General features: G+C 70.4%; 15 protein-coding genes. 2 read left to right on the forward strand and 13 right to left on the reverse strand.

Features of this window, described 5'->3' with window-relative positions; all coding sequences use genetic code 11:
• Positions 1-48: 48 nt before the first annotated feature.
• From J7357_RS06655 to J7357_RS06700, 10 genes are all read right to left on the reverse strand, one after another.
• Positions 49-480 (reverse strand): GFA family protein, encoded by a 432-nt coding sequence (locus J7357_RS06655; protein ID WP_209245496.1) that lies wholly within the window; start codon positions 478-480, stop codon positions 49-51.
• A complete protein-coding gene (xth, locus tag J7357_RS06660; protein ID WP_209245497.1) occupies positions 477-1253 on the reverse strand; it encodes an exodeoxyribonuclease III in 777 nt (258 codons plus the stop codon). The genes J7357_RS06655 and xth overlap by 4 nt, the downstream gene beginning before the upstream one ends.
• Positions 1254-1332: 79 nt before the next feature.
• Positions 1333-1980 (reverse strand): hypothetical protein, encoded by a 648-nt coding sequence (locus J7357_RS06665; protein WP_209245498.1) that lies wholly within the window; start codon positions 1978-1980, stop codon positions 1333-1335.
• A gap of 203 nt (positions 1981-2183) precedes the next feature.
• Positions 2184-3068, reverse strand: a complete 885-nt coding sequence (locus J7357_RS06670) for a peptidylprolyl isomerase (RefSeq protein ID WP_209245499.1) — start codon at positions 3066-3068, stop codon at positions 2184-2186.
• A 95-nt stretch (positions 3069-3163) separates the two neighbouring features.
• Complete coding sequence (locus J7357_RS06675) at positions 3164-4177, reverse strand: glycerophosphodiester phosphodiesterase family protein (protein WP_209245653.1); 1014 nt, start codon at positions 4175-4177, stop codon at positions 3164-3166.
• A gap of 585 nt (positions 4178-4762) precedes the next feature.
• Positions 4763-6199 (reverse strand): coniferyl aldehyde dehydrogenase, encoded by a 1437-nt coding sequence (locus tag J7357_RS06680; RefSeq protein ID WP_209245500.1) that lies wholly within the window; start codon positions 6197-6199, stop codon positions 4763-4765.
• Positions 6200-6411: 212 nt separating this feature from the next.
• The gene (gene yjjG / locus J7357_RS06685; RefSeq protein WP_209245501.1) at positions 6412-7101 is read right to left on the reverse strand and encodes a pyrimidine 5'-nucleotidase; all 690 of its coding nucleotides are present in this window, start codon (positions 7099-7101) and stop codon (positions 6412-6414) included.
• A 119-nt stretch (positions 7102-7220) separates the two neighbouring features.
• Positions 7221-8954, reverse strand: coding sequence for a cation acetate symporter (locus tag J7357_RS06690; RefSeq protein ID WP_209245502.1), 1734 nt, complete (start codon positions 8952-8954; stop codon positions 7221-7223).
• The gene (locus J7357_RS06695; RefSeq protein ID WP_209245503.1) at positions 8951-9268 is read right to left on the reverse strand and encodes a DUF485 domain-containing protein; all 318 of its coding nucleotides are present in this window, start codon (positions 9266-9268) and stop codon (positions 8951-8953) included. The genes J7357_RS06690 and J7357_RS06695 overlap by 4 nt, the downstream gene beginning before the upstream one ends.
• A 32-nt stretch (positions 9269-9300) precedes the next feature.
• The gene (locus J7357_RS06700; RefSeq protein ID WP_209245504.1) at positions 9301-10713 is read right to left on the reverse strand and encodes a DcaP family trimeric outer membrane transporter; all 1413 of its coding nucleotides are present in this window, start codon (positions 10711-10713) and stop codon (positions 9301-9303) included.
• Positions 10714-10928: 215 nt separating this feature from the next.
• Between J7357_RS06700 and acs the strand changes: the two genes are divergently transcribed.
• Both acs and J7357_RS06710 read left to right on the forward strand, forming a co-directional pair.
• Entirely contained in the window at positions 10929-12872 is a 1944-nt protein-coding gene (acs, locus tag J7357_RS06705; RefSeq protein WP_209245505.1) for an acetate--CoA ligase, read from the forward strand.
• 136 nt (positions 12873-13008) lie between these two features.
• Complete coding sequence (locus J7357_RS06710) at positions 13009-13674, forward strand: response regulator transcription factor (protein WP_010342764.1); 666 nt, start codon at positions 13009-13011, stop codon at positions 13672-13674.
• A 42-nt stretch (positions 13675-13716) separates the two neighbouring features.
• Here J7357_RS06710 and J7357_RS06715 read toward each other — a convergent pair whose 3' ends face one another.
• From J7357_RS06715 to J7357_RS06725, 3 genes are read right to left on the reverse strand one after another with little or no spacing between them, the layout of a single operon-like run.
• A complete protein-coding gene (locus J7357_RS06715; protein ID WP_209245506.1) occupies positions 13717-14382 on the reverse strand; it encodes an epoxyqueuosine reductase QueH in 666 nt (221 codons plus the stop codon).
• Positions 14379-15269: a 3-hydroxyisobutyrate dehydrogenase gene (mmsB, locus tag J7357_RS06720; protein ID WP_209245507.1), complete on the reverse strand. Its 891-nt coding sequence runs from the start codon at positions 15267-15269 to the stop codon at positions 14379-14381. Before mmsB ends, J7357_RS06715 begins: the two co-directional genes overlap by 4 nt.
• Positions 15266-16399 (reverse strand): enoyl-CoA hydratase/isomerase family protein, encoded by a 1134-nt coding sequence (locus J7357_RS06725; protein WP_244667351.1) that lies wholly within the window; start codon positions 16397-16399, stop codon positions 15266-15268. The genes mmsB and J7357_RS06725 overlap by 4 nt, the downstream gene beginning before the upstream one ends.
• Positions 16400-16420: the final 21 nt, after the last annotated feature.

The following is a 16420-nucleotide window of genomic DNA, read 5'->3' on the forward strand; positions in this document are numbered from 1 at the left end:
CTTGCGCAAACGCCCGGTTCGCCGGGCGTTTTGCGTTTGCGGCCGCGCTCACGGCGCGGCGCGGTCGGCCGGATGGCGCACGCCGTCCTCGACCGGCACCGCGATGGCCAGCGCATACGGGTCCACGCCCTCCAGGCAACCGACGTTGTAGCCGTACAGGCTGGGATCGGAGCGGCGCCGATGATGCGTGTAGATCCCGCAGGTGCCGCAGAAGTAGTGCTGCGCGGTGTGGGTGTGGAACTGGTACAGGCGCAGCGCCTGCTCGCCCTCGCGGACATGCAGGGCCGCCAGCGGCACCGAGGCGACGATGGCGCCGCGGCGCCGGCACAGCGAGCAGTTGCAGCGGCGCGGGTCGACGATGCCGTGCGGCAGTTCCAGGTCGATCTGCACCGCGCCGCAGTGGCAACTGAGCCGGTGCAGCGGCGAGATCGCGGTGTCGCCGACCTTGTCGATGCAGCGACGCACATGGCGCTCGCTCATGCGCCTGGCTCCAGTTCGATCCAGGCCGGCGCGTGGTCGCTGGGGCGCTCCCAGGTGCGCGGTTCGCGATCGATGCCGGCGGCGCGGGTGCGCGCCTTCAGCGCATCGGACACCAGGGTCAGGTCGATGCGCAGGCCCAGGTCGCGGCGGAAGCCGGCCTGGCGGTAGTCCCACCAGCTGAACAGGCCGCCATCGGCGTGGTGCAGGCGGAAGCCGTCGTGCAGGCCGAGGGCGAGCAGCTTGTGCAGGGCGCCGCGCTCGGCGGTGGAGGTGAGGATGTGGTTGTCGCTCCACACCAGCGGATCGTGCACGTCGCGCGCGTCCGGGGCGATGTTGAAGTCGCCCAGCACCACCAGCCGCGGATGCCGCTGCAGTTCGTCGCCCAGCCAGGCATGCACCGCCTCCAGCCAACGCAGCTTGTAGGCGTACTTGTCGGTGCCCACGTCCTGGCCGTTGACCACGTACAGATTGACGATGCGCAGGTCGCCGACGGTGGCGGCGATGGCGCGCTTCTGCTCGTCCTCCAGGCCCGGCACGCCGATCTGCACGTCGTCGATCGGCAGGCGCGAGAGGATCGCCACGCCGTTGTAGGTCTTCTGCCCGGCGAACACGCTGCGGTAGCCGGCCTCGGCCAGTGCCGTGTCGGGAAACTTGTGGTCCTCCAGCTTGGTCTCCTGGATCCCGACCACGTCCGGCGCGAACGCGGCCAGCCACTGTTGCAGGTGCGGCAGGCGCACGTTGAGCGAGTTGACGTTCCAGCTGGCGATCTTCAAGGGAAATCCGGGACGGGGAAGCCGGCCGCTATTCTGACCGCAGCCGCGGCAGCGGCCAAACCCGCAGGCCGCGGGCCATTCAGCGCCGCGCGCAACACTGCGCGAACAACGCCGGCGCCAGACCCAGCGCCTGCTGCCGCTGCGCCTCGTTCAGGCCATCGAGCAGTTCGTCGGCACCGACCACCTGCTCGGGCGGCGGGAACGGTCGCTCCGGCGCCTGCCGCGCGGCCAGCTGCCAGGCCGCGGCATACGGCGGATCGGCCACCGCCAGCCACGGCGCACGCAGCAGTTGCGCCAACGCGTCGATCGATCCGCGATCGCCGTGCAGGGCGCGGTCTTCCAGTTGCGTCACCACGTCCTCGGCGTCGCGCTCGTCGGCGGCCGACAGCGGCACGGGTTGCCCGTCCGCACCGACGCTGCCGCCGCGCGCGAGCAGTTGCGTCACGCGTTGCGCCAGCAGTTGGCGCTGCGCGTCGGCATCGCCGGCAGCGGCCGCACTGCGCAGCATCGCCTCGACCTGCGCGGCATCGAGCCGGGCGACGCCGCGGCACGCCGCGACACGGCGCTGTTCGGCCAGGCGGCGGGCCGTCGCCTCTTCCCTGCTGCCCTCGTCCATGCCCGGCGGCAGCACCGCGCTGGGCGCTGGCGCCTGCGCGCGCTGCCGGCAGTCCAGCGCCAGCAACGCGGTGGCGGACAGCCGTTGCGCCTCGTTGGCGCCGGCCGGCACCGTGGCGAGGGAATCCGCGGCGACCGCGACGACAGGCGCAGCGGTCGCAGCCGGTGGCGACCGTGCTGGCGAAGGCCGCGTTGCCTGCGCGAGCGCGGTCGTCGGCGCTGCAGCCGGCCAGCACAGAAACGCCAGCGCTGCCGCCACCGCGGCAGCGCCCCCCAACCACACCGCCAGCGCAGCACGCCGCCGCACCTCCGGCCTCAGCGCGCGGCGGCCGCGTAGGCGGCGTGGTCGAACGCCATCGGTTGCGCCTGGCGCAGCCGCTGCATGGCATCGGCCGCGGCCTGTTCGCGCAGTTGCAGATCGATCTGCCCGCGCACCGCCTCGAAGCGCGCGTCGGTCTTCGTATCGAGACGGATCAGGTGATAGCCGTCGGGGCCGCGCACCGGCGCGGACACGTGGTCCACCGCGAGCTGGCGGATCGGCGCGACGAAGGCATCGGCCAGGTAGCGGCCGAAGGTCGGCGACAACTGCCCGCCCTCGCCGGCGGTGGCCGTGTCGTCGGATTCGCGCATGGCCAGGGTGGCGAAATCGGCGCCGCCGTCGAGCTGGCGCTTGAGCGCTTCGGCGCGCTGCAGGGCCTGCGCCTCGGTCAAGCGATGCCCGGCGCGCGGCCCGCCCTGCGGATTCAGGGCCACGAACAGATGGCGCAGGTGGTATTCGGTGTAGTCGTCCGGATGCGCGGCGAACTGCTGGCGCAGCATGCGCTCGTCGATCTGCGCGTCGCTCAGCAGGCGCGCCTGCGCGGCGTCGGCCAGGATCGCGTCGGCGGCACGGCGCAGGCGGGCGGCCACCACCGGATCGTCCTGCAGATGCTGTTGCCGTGCCTGGTCGAGCAGGATGGCGCGGTCGGCGAAGCGGCGCACCACGGAGTCGTCGTCGATGCCGGCGTCGCCGCGCGTGCCGTCGCTGGCCAGCGCGCGGTACTCGCTGGCGGTGAACTGCTGCGCGCCGACCCGCAACACCACCGGATCGGCGGCGGCGGACTCGGCGGCCGGCGCGGCGGATGCGACGACGGCGCCCAGCGTGCAGGCGGCCAGCGCGATGGTCAGGGCGACGGTGGACTTGGCAAGGGAAAGGGACATGCGCTTCTCCAGGAGAGGGCGGCGCGCGGCGCCGGAGCGCCGCGGCCGCGACACGGCGGCCGACCGCGGGGTCGGCCGCCAGGACGTGCAAGGACTCAGTCGTGCTTGCCGCGCGCCTTCAGGTACGCGATCGCCGCCTTCGGGTCGTCGGTGGTGATCAGGCTGAACGCCTCCTGGTTGACGATGAAGTTGAGATCGCCACGGTTGTCGGCGGTGTCGCGGCCGCCGGAGTAGGAGAAGTACAGGTCCGACAGCCGATAGCAGCAGGCGCCGCTGTTCTGGTAGAACTGCCCGGCCAGCGGGCTGTCCGGAATCGCCTGGAACACGCCCACGCGCGCGCCGCGTTCGCGCACGCGGTCGGCGTCGCCCTGCAGCAGGCCGCCGACCTGCTTGACGTTGATCTCCATCGCCTGCTTGGTGTCGAGCCAGGCCGACACGGCGTTGTCGACGTTGATCTTGGTCAGCATGTTGGTGGTGAACACCGGGATGCCGACCATGCTGCTGCCGTCGGCACGGAACGCCGAACGGGTCGGGTACAGGGTCGCATTGACCTTGGCCGCGACGAAGTTGGCCGAAGCCACCGAGAACGCGGCATCGGCCGCACGCGACACCGCGCGGACCGCATCGGCGGTCTTGATGTCGAACACCATCGGGGTCTTCAGGCCGTGCTGCTTGAAGTAGGCGAACAGGTCGTCCACGCGCGGCACGTGGTAGCCGGTGGTGGTACGGCGGTCCGGGGTCAGCAGGAACAGGCCGCTCACCGCCGACCACGGGGTCACCGTGATCGAGGGGTTGTAGCCCTGGTTGTTCATCGGGTCGTACTTGGTTTCGCCACGACGGCTGGTCCAGACGTTGGTGGTCCGGCCGAGGTTCCAGTCGTGCAGCACCACCGGCACGCCGTCGCTGGTCATCTTGATGTCCAGTTCCACGCCGTCCATGCACTGGTCGTTGGCGGTCTGCAGCGCGCCGCGCGAGTTTTCCGGCATGTCGGCGATGCCCGAGTACTTGCCCCACAGGCCACGGTGGGCCAGCACCATGGTGTCGCCGCTGCTGTCGGCGAACAGGATGTTGCTCATCTTGGTGCCGACGGTGTCGTTGCAGTTGGCCATGGCCAGCTGCGGCACGACGGCCAGCACCGTCAGGGCGGCGAGCACGCGGCAGGCGCGCGCCAGGGGCGAGGGAACGAATGCGATCTTCATTGGGCTGCGTCCGGTTCTGAAGGAAAGGGGGAGACACGGGGGACGAGCGCCGGTCAGGTCGACGCATGGCGGCATCTCGTGTGTTGCGCTCCACGCGGACGTCTCGCGCAGGAGCCTGAGCCGCCGTGATCGGCGGCGGCATCGGGGCGAGAAGCTAATAACTTACTGTGAATTATTTATTTCCGGGGTGCGACCCGGGAATGGACTGTGGACTGCGCCACGATTTGCTGCCGTTTGGGCTGCGATGCGTCCCGGTGGCGGGGTCGGTCGGACCCCGTCTGTGAGGCGACCGACGCGTGCACCTCGGGATCGGGCTGGGCTCCGCCGGTCGCGGCTGAAGCACGCCTCTAGCGATCGCTTCCTTGGCGAGACACGCATTTCCCCTGCAGGAGCGGCTTCAGCCGCGAGGCCTTACCGGTAACGCCTCGCGGCTGAAGCCGCTCCTACACGCGCGCCCGCCATGCACGCGCGCACTAGACGCCCAGTACGCATCGCTCACCGCAACAGGAACGAAAGCATGCGCGCGATCCGCGCGTACGGCGGCTTGAGCAGATCGGTACCGGCGCGGCGCGCCTGCCACAGGATCGGCAGGGCCTTGCTGAAGGCGTCGAAGCCGGCGCGGCCGTGGTAGGCGCCCATGCCGCTGGGGCCGATGCCGCCGAAGGGCAGTGCGTTGGCGGCGAAATGCAGCAGGCTGTCGTTGACGGTGACGCCGCCGGCGATGGTGGCGTGCAAGATCGCCTCGATCCGGGCGCGGTCGTGGCTGAAGGGATACAGCGCCAGCGGCCGGTCGCGGCCGTTGATCTCGGCGATGGCCGCATCCAGCGAGCGGTAGCTGCGCAGCGGCAGGATCGGGCCGAAGATCTCCTCCTGCATCAGCAGCGCATCGTCGCCCGGCTGCAGCACCACGGTCGGCACGATCAGTCGCTCGCGCTCGGCGCGTTCGCGCTCCACGGTGGCCAGTTCGATCACTTCCAGGCCGCGCGCACGGGCATCGTCCAGGTAGCCGCGCAGGCGCCGGTACTGGCCGGCGTTGACGATGCGGGTGTAGTCCTCGGCGCTGGCGAAATCGCCATAGCGCGCCAGCACCTGCGCGCGCAGCGCCTGCACCAGCGCCGCCTCGCGGCCGGCGTCGATCAGCACGTAGTCCGGGGCGATGCAGGTCTGCCCGGCGTTGAACCACTTGCCGGTGGCCAGGCGCGCGGCGGCCTGCTCCAGCGGGTAGTCGGCGCAGACGATGGCCGGCGACTTGCCGCCCAGCTCCAGGGTCAGCGGGGTCAGGTTGGGCGCGGCCGCCGCCATCACCTTGCGCCCGACCGCGGTGGAGCCGGTGAACACCAGGTGGTCCAGCGGCAACGCGGCGAACGCCGACGCCACCTCGGCCCCGCCCAGCGCCACCGCCACCCGCTGCGGCGGGAACACCTCGGCCAGCAGCGACTGCAGGAACTGCGCGGTGCGCGGGGTGTGCTCGGAGGGTTTCAGGTAGACATGGTTGCCGGCGGCAATGGCGGTGGCCAGCGGGATCAGCGCCAGGTTGACCGGGTAGTTCCAGGGTGCGATCACCCCGACCACGCCGACCGGCACCGGCCGCACTTCCGCGCGCGCCGGCCACAGCCGCCAGCCGGCGCCGACCCGCTGCGGGCGCATCCAGCGCTTCAGATGGCGCAGCAGGTGATCAATCTCGCCGAGCACGGTCATGCCGTCGGCCAGCAACGATTCGTGGCGCGAGCGGTGGCCGAAATCGGCGGCGATGGCATCGGCCATCTCCGGCAGCCGCCGCTTCAGCGCCGCGCGCAAGCGCAGCAGGTCCTCGCGGCGCTGCGCCCGCTCCGGCTTGGCCGCCTGCCAGGCCGCGCGCAGGCGCTGCAGGGTGACTGGCAGGGCGGCCAGCGGCGTGTCAGCGGAAGCGGCGTCGGCGGCGGAGGTCGGCATGGGCGCACTATACGATGGCGGTTGCGGCGGCCGTGCGCGCAGGCCGCGGGTCGGCAGCGCGCGGCCGCGCGCCCTCGGTCTCACAGTGGGTCGCGTCGGGGCTGAAGTCCCTCCCACAAGGGGCACCCCAACATTGGCCGCGAACTGGAGTTTCCACCTGTGGGAGGGACTTCAGTCCCGACCCGATGGCGCCAGGCACGCGAGCAGATGTGCTACAGCGACGCCGTCTCCTCCAGCAACCACGCCTGCAACTGCGCCAGCGAGGCGACCTGGTGGTGCGGCACGATGCCCTCCGGCGCGGCGGCGCCGTGCGCGTTGAACCAGCAGGTGTGCAGCCCGGCGGCAAGGCCGCCGGCGATGTCGGCCTGCGGGTTGTCGCCGACCATCAGCACCTGCGCCGGTAGCGGATCGCCCAGTTGCGCCAGCGCGTGCGCGAAGATCCCCGGGTGCGGCTTGGCCACGCCCACCACCTCGGAAATGGCGATGACCTCGAAGCGGTCGTGCAGGCCGGTGCGCTGCAGGCGCGCGGTCTGCAGCGCGCCGAAGCCGTTGGTGACCAGCCCCAGGCGCGCGCGCCCACGCAGCGCGTCGAGCAGGTCCACCGCTCCGTCCAGCGGCGCGCACAGCTCGGCCATCGCCGCAAGGAACGCCGTATTCAAGGTCTCCGGCGCGGTCTGCAGGCGCTGCGCCCAGTCGGCGAAGCGGCGCTGCTGCAACTGCAAGGCGGTGATCGCGCCGTTCTGGTACTGCACCCACAGCGGCCGGTTGCAGGCGGTGTATTCGGCGTAATCCGCCTCGCCGAACTGCACGCCGTAGCCGGCGAACATGCGCTGCAGGCCGGCGAAGGCGTCGAAGTGGAACAAGGTGTCGTCGGCGTCGAACAGGATCCAGCGATAGCGCATGCAGGCGACCGGGGCGGCAAGGGCCCGCCATGGTAGCCGCTGCCCGCAGACACGACGACGCCGGCACAAGGGCCGGCGTCGCGTGCGGCGATGGCCGCGTCCTGCTTAGGCGAGCGTGCTCAGTGACCCGACCCGCGCGAGGCGCCCAGCCCGGTCTCGGCGCGGATCTGCTGCGCCTTGAACGCGGCGCGTTCCTTGCCGGCCTGTGCGCTGCGGTCCAGCACCGAGAACAGCCAGATGCCGACGAAGCCGATCGTCACCGAGAACAGCGCCGGCGAGGTGTACGGGAACGGCGCCGAGCCGGTCGGGTTGCCCAGCGTGTCCACCCACACCGACGGCGACAGCACGGTCAGCACCAGCGAGGAGATCAGGCCCAGGAAGCCGCCGATCACCGCGCCGCGGGTGGTGCAGTCCTTCCACAGCAACGACAGGATCAGCACCGGGAAATTGGCCGAGGCGGCGATGGCGAAGGCCAGCGACACCATGAAGGCCACGTTCTGCTTCTCGAACACGATGCCCAGCAACACCGCGATCACGCCCAGCGCGATGGTGGTGACGCGCGACACCTTCAGTTCCGAGCCCGGGGCTGGATTGCCCTTCTTGATCACCGTGGCGTACAGGTCGTGGGACACCGCCGAGGCGCCGGACAGGGTCAGACCGGCGACCACCGCCAGGATGGTGGCGAAGGCCACCGCGGAGATGAAGCCCATGAACACGTTGCCGCCCACCGCATTGCCGACCAGCACCGCCGCCATGTTGGCCGCACCCTTGCCGCCGTGGATGGTGCCGGTGGCGACGTCGGCGAACTGCGGGTTGGTCAGTACCAGGGCGATGGCGCCGAAGCCGATGATGAAGATCAGGATGTAGAAGTAGCCGATCCAGGTGGTGGCCCACAGCACCGACTTGCGCGCCTGCTTGGCGTCGGGAACGGTGAAGAAGCGCATCAGGATGTGCGGCAGGCCGGCGGTGCCGAACATCAGCGCCATGCCGAAGGAGATCGCCGAGATCGGGTCCTTGACGAAGCCGCCCGGGCCCATGATCGACAGGCCGGCAGTGGCCGCCTCTTCCGGCGAGGCGCCGCCGTTGGCCGCCACCGCGGTCTTCACCCGCACGCCCTCGGCGAACAACGCCTCGAAGCTGAAGTTGAAGTGCCACATGATGGCCACGGCCATGAAGGTCACGCCGGTCAGCAGCAGCACCGCCTTGATGATCTGCACCCAGGTGGTGGCGGTCATGCCGCCGAACAGCACGTAGACCATCATCAGCACGCCGACCAGGCTCACCGCCACCCAGTAGTCCAGGCCGAACAGCAGCTTGATCAGCGCGCCGGCGCCGACCATCTGCGCGATCAGGTAGAACAGCACCACCACCAGCGTGCCGGAGGCGGCGAAGCTGCGGATCGCGGTCGGCGCGAAGCGGTAGCCGGCCACGTCGGCGAAGGTGTACTTGCCGAGGTTGCGCAGGCGCTCGGCCATCAGGAAGGTCAGGATCGGCCAGCCGACCAGGAAGCCGATGGCGTAGATCAGGCCGTCGTAGCCGTTGGTCATCACCGCCGCGGTGATGCCCAGGAACGAGGCCGCCGACATGTAGTCGCCGGCGATCGCCAGGCCGTTCTGGAAGCCGGTGATGCCGCCACCGGCGGTGTAGAAATCCGACGCCGAGCGGGTCTTCTTCGCCGCCCACTTGGTGATCCACAAGGTGCCGGCGACGAAGAAGGCGAACATGGAGATCGCCACCCAGTTGGTCGGCTGCTTGTCGGTCTGGCCGACATCGCCGCCGGCGGCCAGGGCCGCGCCGGCCGGCAGCAACGCGGCCAGCAGCAGCAGCAGAAGGAAGCGCAGGTGCTTGCTCATTGGCGGGCGTCCTCGAGGATGGCGGCGGTCAGCTGGTCGTATACGGTGTTGGCGCGACGCACGTAGATCGCGGTGATGGCGATGGTGAAGACCATCACCCCGATCGCGATCGGGATGCCGATGGTGGTGACGCCGCTGCCCATCGGCTGGGCCAGGAACGCCTTGTCGAAGGCGATCAGACCGATGAAGCCGAAGTAGGCCAGCAACATCAGGATGGTCAGCGTCCAGCCCAGCGCGTTGCGCTGGCGCTTGAGCGCGTGGTACTTCGGATTGGCGTCGATCCTGGCGATCAGCGCGTCGTTGGAGAGGCTCATGAGATGGCTCCGGTAAGTGGCCGCGGCGCGGATCAGAAGCTGTACTTGGTGGTGAACTGCAGGCGGGTGATGTCGCCCGTGGCGCCGCTTTCGATCTCGCGCTTGCCGTACATCAGCTCGGCGCCGATATCGACCTTGGGCAACGGCGAGTAGAAGACGTTGCCGCGGATGCTCTGCACGCTTTTGGTCACGGCCAGGCCGGTGCGCGCGGTGTCGTTGTCGTAGTCGCTGCGCGCGTAGATCAGGTTGGTGCGCAGCTTGGGCGAGAACGCATGGCGCCAGCCGACGTAGCCGGCGACCACGCCGACCGTGTCGAGGTCGCGGTCGGCCGCGTCGTACACCGCGTTCTGGGTGATGCCCAGGCCGATGTAGCGGCCGATGCCTTCGCCGCCGGTGAGCTGGTAGAACAGGCTGTCGCTGTCGCTGGCCACCCACTTGCCGCCCAGGGTCAGACCGCCGGAGGCCTTGCTGGCGTCGGCGCCGGTGGCGCGGTTGTCGACCTTCTGCTGGCCGACCACGCCGGCGACGCCGAAGCTGCCCCAGTCGCCCTTCCAGCCGTAGCGCACGGTCAGGTCCGGGAGCGCGCCGCGGTCGGAACTGGCGGTGCTGACCACGCCGGCCACGCTGCGCGTGTACAGGGTGGTTTCGGGGTTCTCCAGGGCGATGCTGAAGCCGCCGTTGGTGTAGCGCAGCTGCGCCTGGCGCACGAACACCACGCCGTCGGTGGGGCCGATGAAGTCGGCCGCTTCCGGCAGCGCCGCCGGATCCATGAAGTTGGACCAGGTCTGGCCGGCCAGCCAGTGGTTCCAGTACATGTAGGCGTGACGCAGGGTGGCGCCGTAGGTGTTGGTGGCGGTCTGGGTGCCCAGCGCGTTGCCGAAGAAGTCCAGTTCCACCAGCGCGCCGGCCTTGTTGCCGCCTTCGGTGACGCTGTCCACGCCGAAGTTGATCCGCGAGAACTTGGCGTGGGCGTTGTAGTCGGTGCCGGACTTGGCGCCACCCACCGGGGTCTGCCCGGGCAGGTACAGCGCGCGGCCGGTGGCGTCGTCGGCGAGCTGGCCGTCGCCGGTGCGGGTGGCCAGGAAGTCGGCCTTGATGAAGCCGCCAACCTTGAAGGTGGTGCCGGGCGTGGCGCCCGGGGTGATGGTGGTGACCTGGATCGGGGCCTTGCCGGCCGGCGGCGCCGGGGGTGGCGGCGGCGGCGCGGCCTGGGTCGAGCGGACCGCGGCGACCTCGGTCTGGGTCTGCGCGATCTGCCCCTGCTGCTGTTGCTGCGCGGACAGCAGTTGCTGCACCTGCCGCTCCAGCTCGGCCACGCGGGTCTCCAGCGCCTGTTCGCGCGCCGAGGGCTTGCCTTGGGCGAAGGCCGCGCCGGGCGCGACCAGGGCCACCAACAGCGCCGCCGCCAACGGGCGACGCGCCAAGGATGCGATGCGGTTGCTCATTACTCCCTCCCGAATAATGGATGGCCGCACGCATGCGCACGGCCGTAGCCCAGCGTGCGCGAGCGCGGCGGGCGCGCCTATTGGCCATTAGTCGAACGTCGGCTGAGTTACGACCATCGTCTAAGGCCCGGCGCGTGTGCGCTTGACGTCGGATGCGGCACACTGCGCGTTGACGCGCCGCCGCATGCGGCGCCCCGTTCAATGCAGAGGGAACCATGGCCGATCTCTACCCCGTCGATCCGCAGTTCGCCGCCCGTGCGCGGGTCGACAAGACCCAGTACCAGACCCAGTACAAGGCATCGGTGGAACAGCCGGAAGCGTTCTGGGGCAAGGTGGCCGAGCGCCTGGACTGGTTCAGGAAGCCGACCCGGATCAAGGACGTCAGCTTCGCCCTGGACGACTTCCGCATCCGCTGGTTCGACGACGGCGAACTCAACGCCAGCGTCAACTGCCTCGACCGGCAACTGGCCACCCGCGGCGACAAGACCGCGCTGCTGTTCGAGCCGGACAGCCCGGACGCGCCGTCCTACCGCGTCACCTATCGCGAGCTGTACGAGCGCGTGTGCCGGCTCGGCAACGCGCTGCGCGCGCTGGGCGTGCGCAAGGGCGACCGTGTCACCATCTACCTGCCGATGATCCCCGATGCCGCGGTGGCGATGCTGGCCTGCGCGCGCATCGGCGCGATCCACTCGGTGGTGTTCGGCGGCTTTGCGCCCAACTCGATCGCCGACCGGGTGATCGACTGCGGCAGCAAGCTGATCATCACCGCCGACGAAGGCCTGCGCGGCGGCAAGAAGATCCCGCTCAAGGCCAACGTGGACGCGGCGCTGAAGCTGCCCGGCACCACCAGCGTGGAGACCGTGCTGGTGGTGCGCCACACCGGCGGCGCGGTGGACATGCAAGCCCCGCGCGACCGCTGGTTCCACGATGTGGTCGACAGCCAGCCGGCCGAATGCGAACCCGAGCGCATGAACGCCGAGGATCCGCTGTTCATCCTCTACACCTCCGGTTCCACCGGCAAGCCCAAGGGCGTGCTGCACACCACCGCCGGTTACCTGCTGTACGCCGCCTACACCCATGAGACCGTGTTCGACCTGCGCGAGGACGACATCTACTGGTGCACCGCCGACGTCGGCTGGGTCACCGGCCACAGCTATATCGTCTACGGGCCGCTGGCCAACGGCGCCACCGCGCTGATGTTCGAAGGCGTGCCGAACTACCCGAGCGTGTCGCGCTTCTGGGAGGTCATCGACAAGCACCAGGTGACGATCTTCTACACCGCCCCGACCGCGATCCGCGCGTTGATGCGCGAGGGCGAGGCGCCGGTCAAGCAGACCTCGCGCAAGAGCCTGCGCCTGCTCGGCAGCGTCGGCGAGCCGATCAATCCCGAAGCCTGGCGCTGGTACTACGACGTGGTCGGCGATGGCCGCTGCCCGATCGTGGACACCTGGTGGCAGACCGAGACCGGCGGCATCCTGATCACCCCGCTGGCCGGCGCCATCGACCTCAAGCCCGGCTCGGCAACGCTGCCGTTCTTCGGCGTGCAGCCGGCCCTGGTCAGCGCCGACGGCGAGATCCTGGAAGGCGCCACCGAAGGCAACCTGGTGCTGCGCGATTCCTGGCCGGGGCAGATGCGCACCGTGTACGGCGACCACCAGCGCTTCATCGACACCTATTTCCGCACCTATCCGGGCAGCTACTTCACCGGCGACGGCTGCCGCCGCGACGCCGACGGCTACTACTGGATCACCGGCCGCGTCGACGACGTCATCAACGTCTCCGGCCACCGCATCGGCACCGCCGAGGTGGAGAGCGCGCTGGTCGCCCACCCCAAGGTGGCCGAGGCGGCGGTGGTCGGCTTCCCGCACGACATCAAGGGCCAGGGCATCTACGCCTACGTGACCCTGGTCGCCGAGGAACAGCCCAGCGAGGCCCTGCACAAGGAACTGGTGGCCTGGGTGCGCAAGGAGATCGGCCCGATCGCCGCCCCCGACCACCTGCAGTGGGCGCCGGGCCTGCCCAAGACCCGCTCGGGCAAGATCATGCGCCGCATCCTGCGCAAGATCGCCGAGAACGCCCCCGACCAGCTCGGCGACACCTCGACCCTGGCCGATCCATCGGTGGTGGATTCGTTGGTGAACGAACGACTCACGCGCTGACGCGCGTCGGGAATGGGGAATCGAGAATGGGGAATGGGAAAAGCCGTTCCCCGTCGCTTCGCCATCTTGGGCACCCGACGTTCCGCTTTTGCCGTTCCCATTCCCCACTCCCGATTCCCCATTCCCGGTCCCACCCATGCCCACCCTGCTGATCGCCGACGACCATCCCCTGTTCCGCGAGGCGCTGCGTGGGGCGGTGCAGCGGGTGATGCCGGGGGTGCAGTTGTACGAGGCCGACAGCGTCGAGGCGCTGTACGCGCTGGCCGATCGCCACGCCGATGCCGATCTGCTGCTGATGGATCTCAACATGCCCGGTGCGCAGGGCTTCAGCGCGCTGGTGCACATGCGTGCGCTGCATCCGCAGTTGCCGGTGGTGGTGGTGTCCGCGCGCGAGGAGCCGACGGTGATGCGGCGCGCGCTGGACCACGGTGCGTTCGGCTTCATTCCCAAGTCGGCCGACTCGGACACCATCGGCCTGGCCCTGGGCACGGTGCTGGACGGCGAGCACTGGGCGCCACCGGAAGCGCACAACGTCCCGCCCACCGACCGCGCCGAGCGCGAGGTCGGGCAGCGCCTGCGCGAACTGACCCCGCAGCAGTTCCGGGTGCTGCAGATGCTCGGCGCCGGCAGCCTCAACAAGCAGATCGCCTACGACCTGGGCGTGTCCGAGGCCACCATCAAGGCGCACGTCACCGCGATCCTGCGCAAGCTCGGGGTCACCAACCGCACCCAGGCGGTATTGCTGGCCGGCAAGCTGGCCATCGACAGCGACGCGATCGTGCTGCCGCCGGAAGAGGACTGAGCCGGCAGCGGTCCCGCGCCGGCTCCGGCCTGCAGGCGCGGCTCAGTCCGACGGCGTGCCCTCGTCGTCGCCGTAGAACAGCACGCCGAGCTTGATCCGCTCGCGGCCCTGCGCGCGGCGGTGGCGATTGGTGTCGCGCAGCGAATACACGCAGCCACAGTACTCCTGCTGGTAGAAGCGCTCGCGTTTGCTGATCTCGACCATGCGCGCGGCACCGCCATGCTTGCGCCAGTTGTAGTCCCAGTAGGTCAGGTCCGGGTACGGGGCAGCCGCACGGATGCCGCTGTCGGTGATCTGGCGCATGTCCTTCCAGCGCGAAATGCCCAGCGAACTGGTCATCACCGCATAGCCGTGCTCATGCGCGTACAGCGCGGTGCGCTCGAAGCGCATGTCGAAGCACATCGTGCAGCGGATGCCGCGCTCGGGCGCGTTCTCCATGCCCCGGGCGCGGGCAAACCAGTTGTCGGTGTCGTAGTCGGCATCGACGAAGGGCACGCCATGCTGTTCGGCGAAGCGGATGTTCTCCTGCTTGCGCAGCTCGTATTCCCTGGCCGGGTGGATGTTGGGGTTGTAGAAGAACACCGTGTAGTCGATGCCGGATGCGACGAACGACTCCATCAGTTCGCCCGAGCACGGCGCGCAGCACGAGTGAAGCAGCAGGCGCCCGCCGCCGCCGGGCAGGGTCAGGCGTTCGCGGACATTGCTCATGGGGCCTGCGCCAACAGTTGCACGACGCTGGAGAAGTCCAGGCCGCCGCGGCCGTGGCGGCGGTTCAGCGCGTACAGGTTGCGCGCCAGTTCGCCCAGCGGGATCGCCGCGCCGGTGGCCATCGCCGCTTCCGCGGCCAGGCCCAGGTCCTTGAGCATCAGGTCGCTGCCGAAGCCGCCGCTGTAGCCGCGCGAGGCCGGCGCCTGTTCCAGCACGCCTGGCCACGGATTGCAGACCTCGGTGGCCCAGCTGCGGCCGGTGCTGACCGCCATCATTCGCGACAGCGCCGCCGGATCCAGCCCATGCGCGGCGCCCAGCGCGAGCGCTTCGCCGGTCGCGGCCATGATCACCCCCAGCGCCATGTTGTTGCAGAGCTTGGCGACCTGCCCGGCACCGGCCTCGCCCATGTGGAAGATGTTGCGGCCCATCGCCTCCAGCACCGGCCGCGCGCGCTCCAGGGTCGCGACCGGGCCGCCGACGATGAAGGTCAAGGTACCGGCAGCGGCGCCGGCGGTGCCGCCGGACACCGGCGCATCCAGCGGCTGCAGGCCGCGGGCCTCGGCCGCGGCGGCCAGGGTGCGCGCGGAGGCGGGAGCAATCGTGCTGCTGTCGATAAGCAGCGCACCCGCGGGAATGTGCGCGAGCAGCCCCTGCGCACCGAGGAACAGGTCTTCGACGTGGCGGCTGGCCGGCAGCATCGAGATCACCACCTCGGCCTCGGCGACCGCGGCCATCGCGCTGTCGGCCGCGTGCGCGCCAGCGGCGGCCGCGGCCGCGAGGGCGGCAGGGTTGAGGTCGAACACGCGCACCACGTGCCCGGCCCTGACCAGGTTGACGGCCATCGGGCCACCCATGTTGCCCAGGCCGATGAAGGCGATCTGGCTCATGCGGGAGTCTCCGTGTGGCGGCCGAGATCGGCCAGGGGGTGGGCCTGCGCCGGCCAGGGCGCATGGAAGAAGGCGCGCGCCCAGTCGGCGGACGCGGCGTCGAGCGTGGCCGGCCGCCAGCGCGGGGCGCGGTCCTTGTCGATCAGCAGCGCGCGGATGCCTTCGGCGAAATCGCCATGCGCGGCGCAGTGCAAGGCAACGGTGTACTCCAGTCGAAACACCTCGGCCAACGACAGCGACGCGGCGCGCTGCTGCAGTTCGAAGGCCAGCCGTGCCGAGCCCGGCGCGCCGGCGGCCAGCGTGGCCTGCGCGGTCGCGATCCACGGATCGGTGGCATCGAGGCCGGCAATCGCCGCCACCACCGCGTCCAGCGTGGGATGCGCGCAGGCGTCGGCGATCGCCGCGGCGTGCCGTTGCAATGGACCGGCCGGCGCAGGCGTGGCGAAGCGGGCCAGCACCGCGTCGAGCGCGTGCGAAGTATCTTGCGCGGCGGCCGGCCAGATCGTGGCCTGCAGCGCGGCCAGCACCTCCGCGCGCGCCGCATCCGGCACGTGCACGTCGGCCAGGCCGGCGTGGAGCGCGTCGCCGGCGCACAGCGGTGCGCCGGTCAAGGCCAGGAACAGGCCGGCATGCGCCGGCACCCGCGACAGCAGCCAACTGCCGCCCACGTCGGGAAACAGGCCGACCGTGATCTCGGGGAAGGCGAGCCGGGACCGTTCGCCGACCACGCGGTGGCTGGCACCCGCCATCAGCCCGATCCCGCCGCCCATCACGATGCCGTGGCCCCAGCACAGCACCGGCTTGGGGAAGGTGTGGATGCGGTAGTCGAGCCGATACTCGGTTTCGAAGAAGGCCTCGGCGTGTGCATCGCCGCGCGGCTCCACGTGCAGGGCGGCGCCTTCGGTGGCGCGCTCGCGCATCCCGCGATACAGGCCATGCAGGTCGCCACCGGCACAGAACGCTTTTTCGCCCGCGCCCTGCAGCACCACCAGCGCCACTGTCGGATCCTGCGCCCACTGCGTCAGCTGCGCATCCAGCAGGCGTGCCATCTCCAGCGACAGGCCATTGAGGGTGCGCGGCGCGTTGAGCGTGGCGATTCCGATGCGGCGGCCGTCGCCAGCGGCTCGCATCTCGAACAGCACCGGGGACTC

The sequence above is a fragment of the Xanthomonas sp. D-109 genome (assembly GCF_017746095.1).
Lineage (GTDB): Bacteria > Pseudomonadota > Gammaproteobacteria > Xanthomonadales > Xanthomonadaceae > Xanthomonas_A > Xanthomonas_A sacchari.

What these genes read in the sequence shown, in the direction of transcription:
- J7357_RS06680 (WP_209245500.1), bottom strand. Translation starts at nt 6,199, where the DNA reads ATGCCGACCTCCGCCGCCGACGCCGCTTCCGCTGACACGCCGCTGGCC.
- J7357_RS06675 (WP_209245653.1), bottom strand. Translation starts at nt 4,177, where the DNA reads ATGGCCAACTGCAACGACACCGTCGGCACCAAGATGAGCAACATCCTG.
- J7357_RS06710 (WP_010342764.1), top strand. Translation starts at nt 13,009, where the DNA reads ATGCCCACCCTGCTGATCGCCGACGACCATCCCCTGTTCCGCGAGGCG.
- J7357_RS06655 (WP_209245496.1), bottom strand. Translation starts at nt 480, where the DNA reads ATGAGCGAGCGCCATGTGCGTCGCTGCATCGACAAGGTCGGCGACACC.
- J7357_RS06700 (WP_209245504.1), bottom strand. Translation starts at nt 10,713, where the DNA reads ATGAGCAACCGCATCGCATCCTTGGCGCGTCGCCCGTTGGCGGCGGCG.
- yjjG (WP_209245501.1), bottom strand. Translation starts at nt 7,101, where the DNA reads ATGCGCTATCGCTGGATCCTGTTCGACGCCGACGACACCTTGTTCCAC.
- acs (WP_209245505.1), top strand. Translation starts at nt 10,929, where the DNA reads ATGGCCGATCTCTACCCCGTCGATCCGCAGTTCGCCGCCCGTGCGCGG.
- mmsB (WP_209245507.1), bottom strand. Translation starts at nt 15,269, where the DNA reads ATGAGCCAGATCGCCTTCATCGGCCTGGGCAACATGGGTGGCCCGATG.
- J7357_RS06725 (WP_244667351.1), bottom strand. Translation starts at nt 16,399, where the DNA reads ATGCGAGCCGCTGGCGACGGCCGCCGCATCGGAATCGCCACGCTCAAC.
- J7357_RS06690 (WP_209245502.1), bottom strand. Translation starts at nt 8,954, where the DNA reads ATGAGCAAGCACCTGCGCTTCCTTCTGCTGCTGCTGCTGGCCGCGTTG.
- J7357_RS06715 (WP_209245506.1), bottom strand. Translation starts at nt 14,382, where the DNA reads ATGAGCAATGTCCGCGAACGCCTGACCCTGCCCGGCGGCGGCGGGCGC.
- J7357_RS06670 (WP_209245499.1), bottom strand. Translation starts at nt 3,068, where the DNA reads ATGTCCCTTTCCCTTGCCAAGTCCACCGTCGCCCTGACCATCGCGCTG.
- J7357_RS06695 (WP_209245503.1), bottom strand. Translation starts at nt 9,268, where the DNA reads ATGAGCCTCTCCAACGACGCGCTGATCGCCAGGATCGACGCCAATCCG.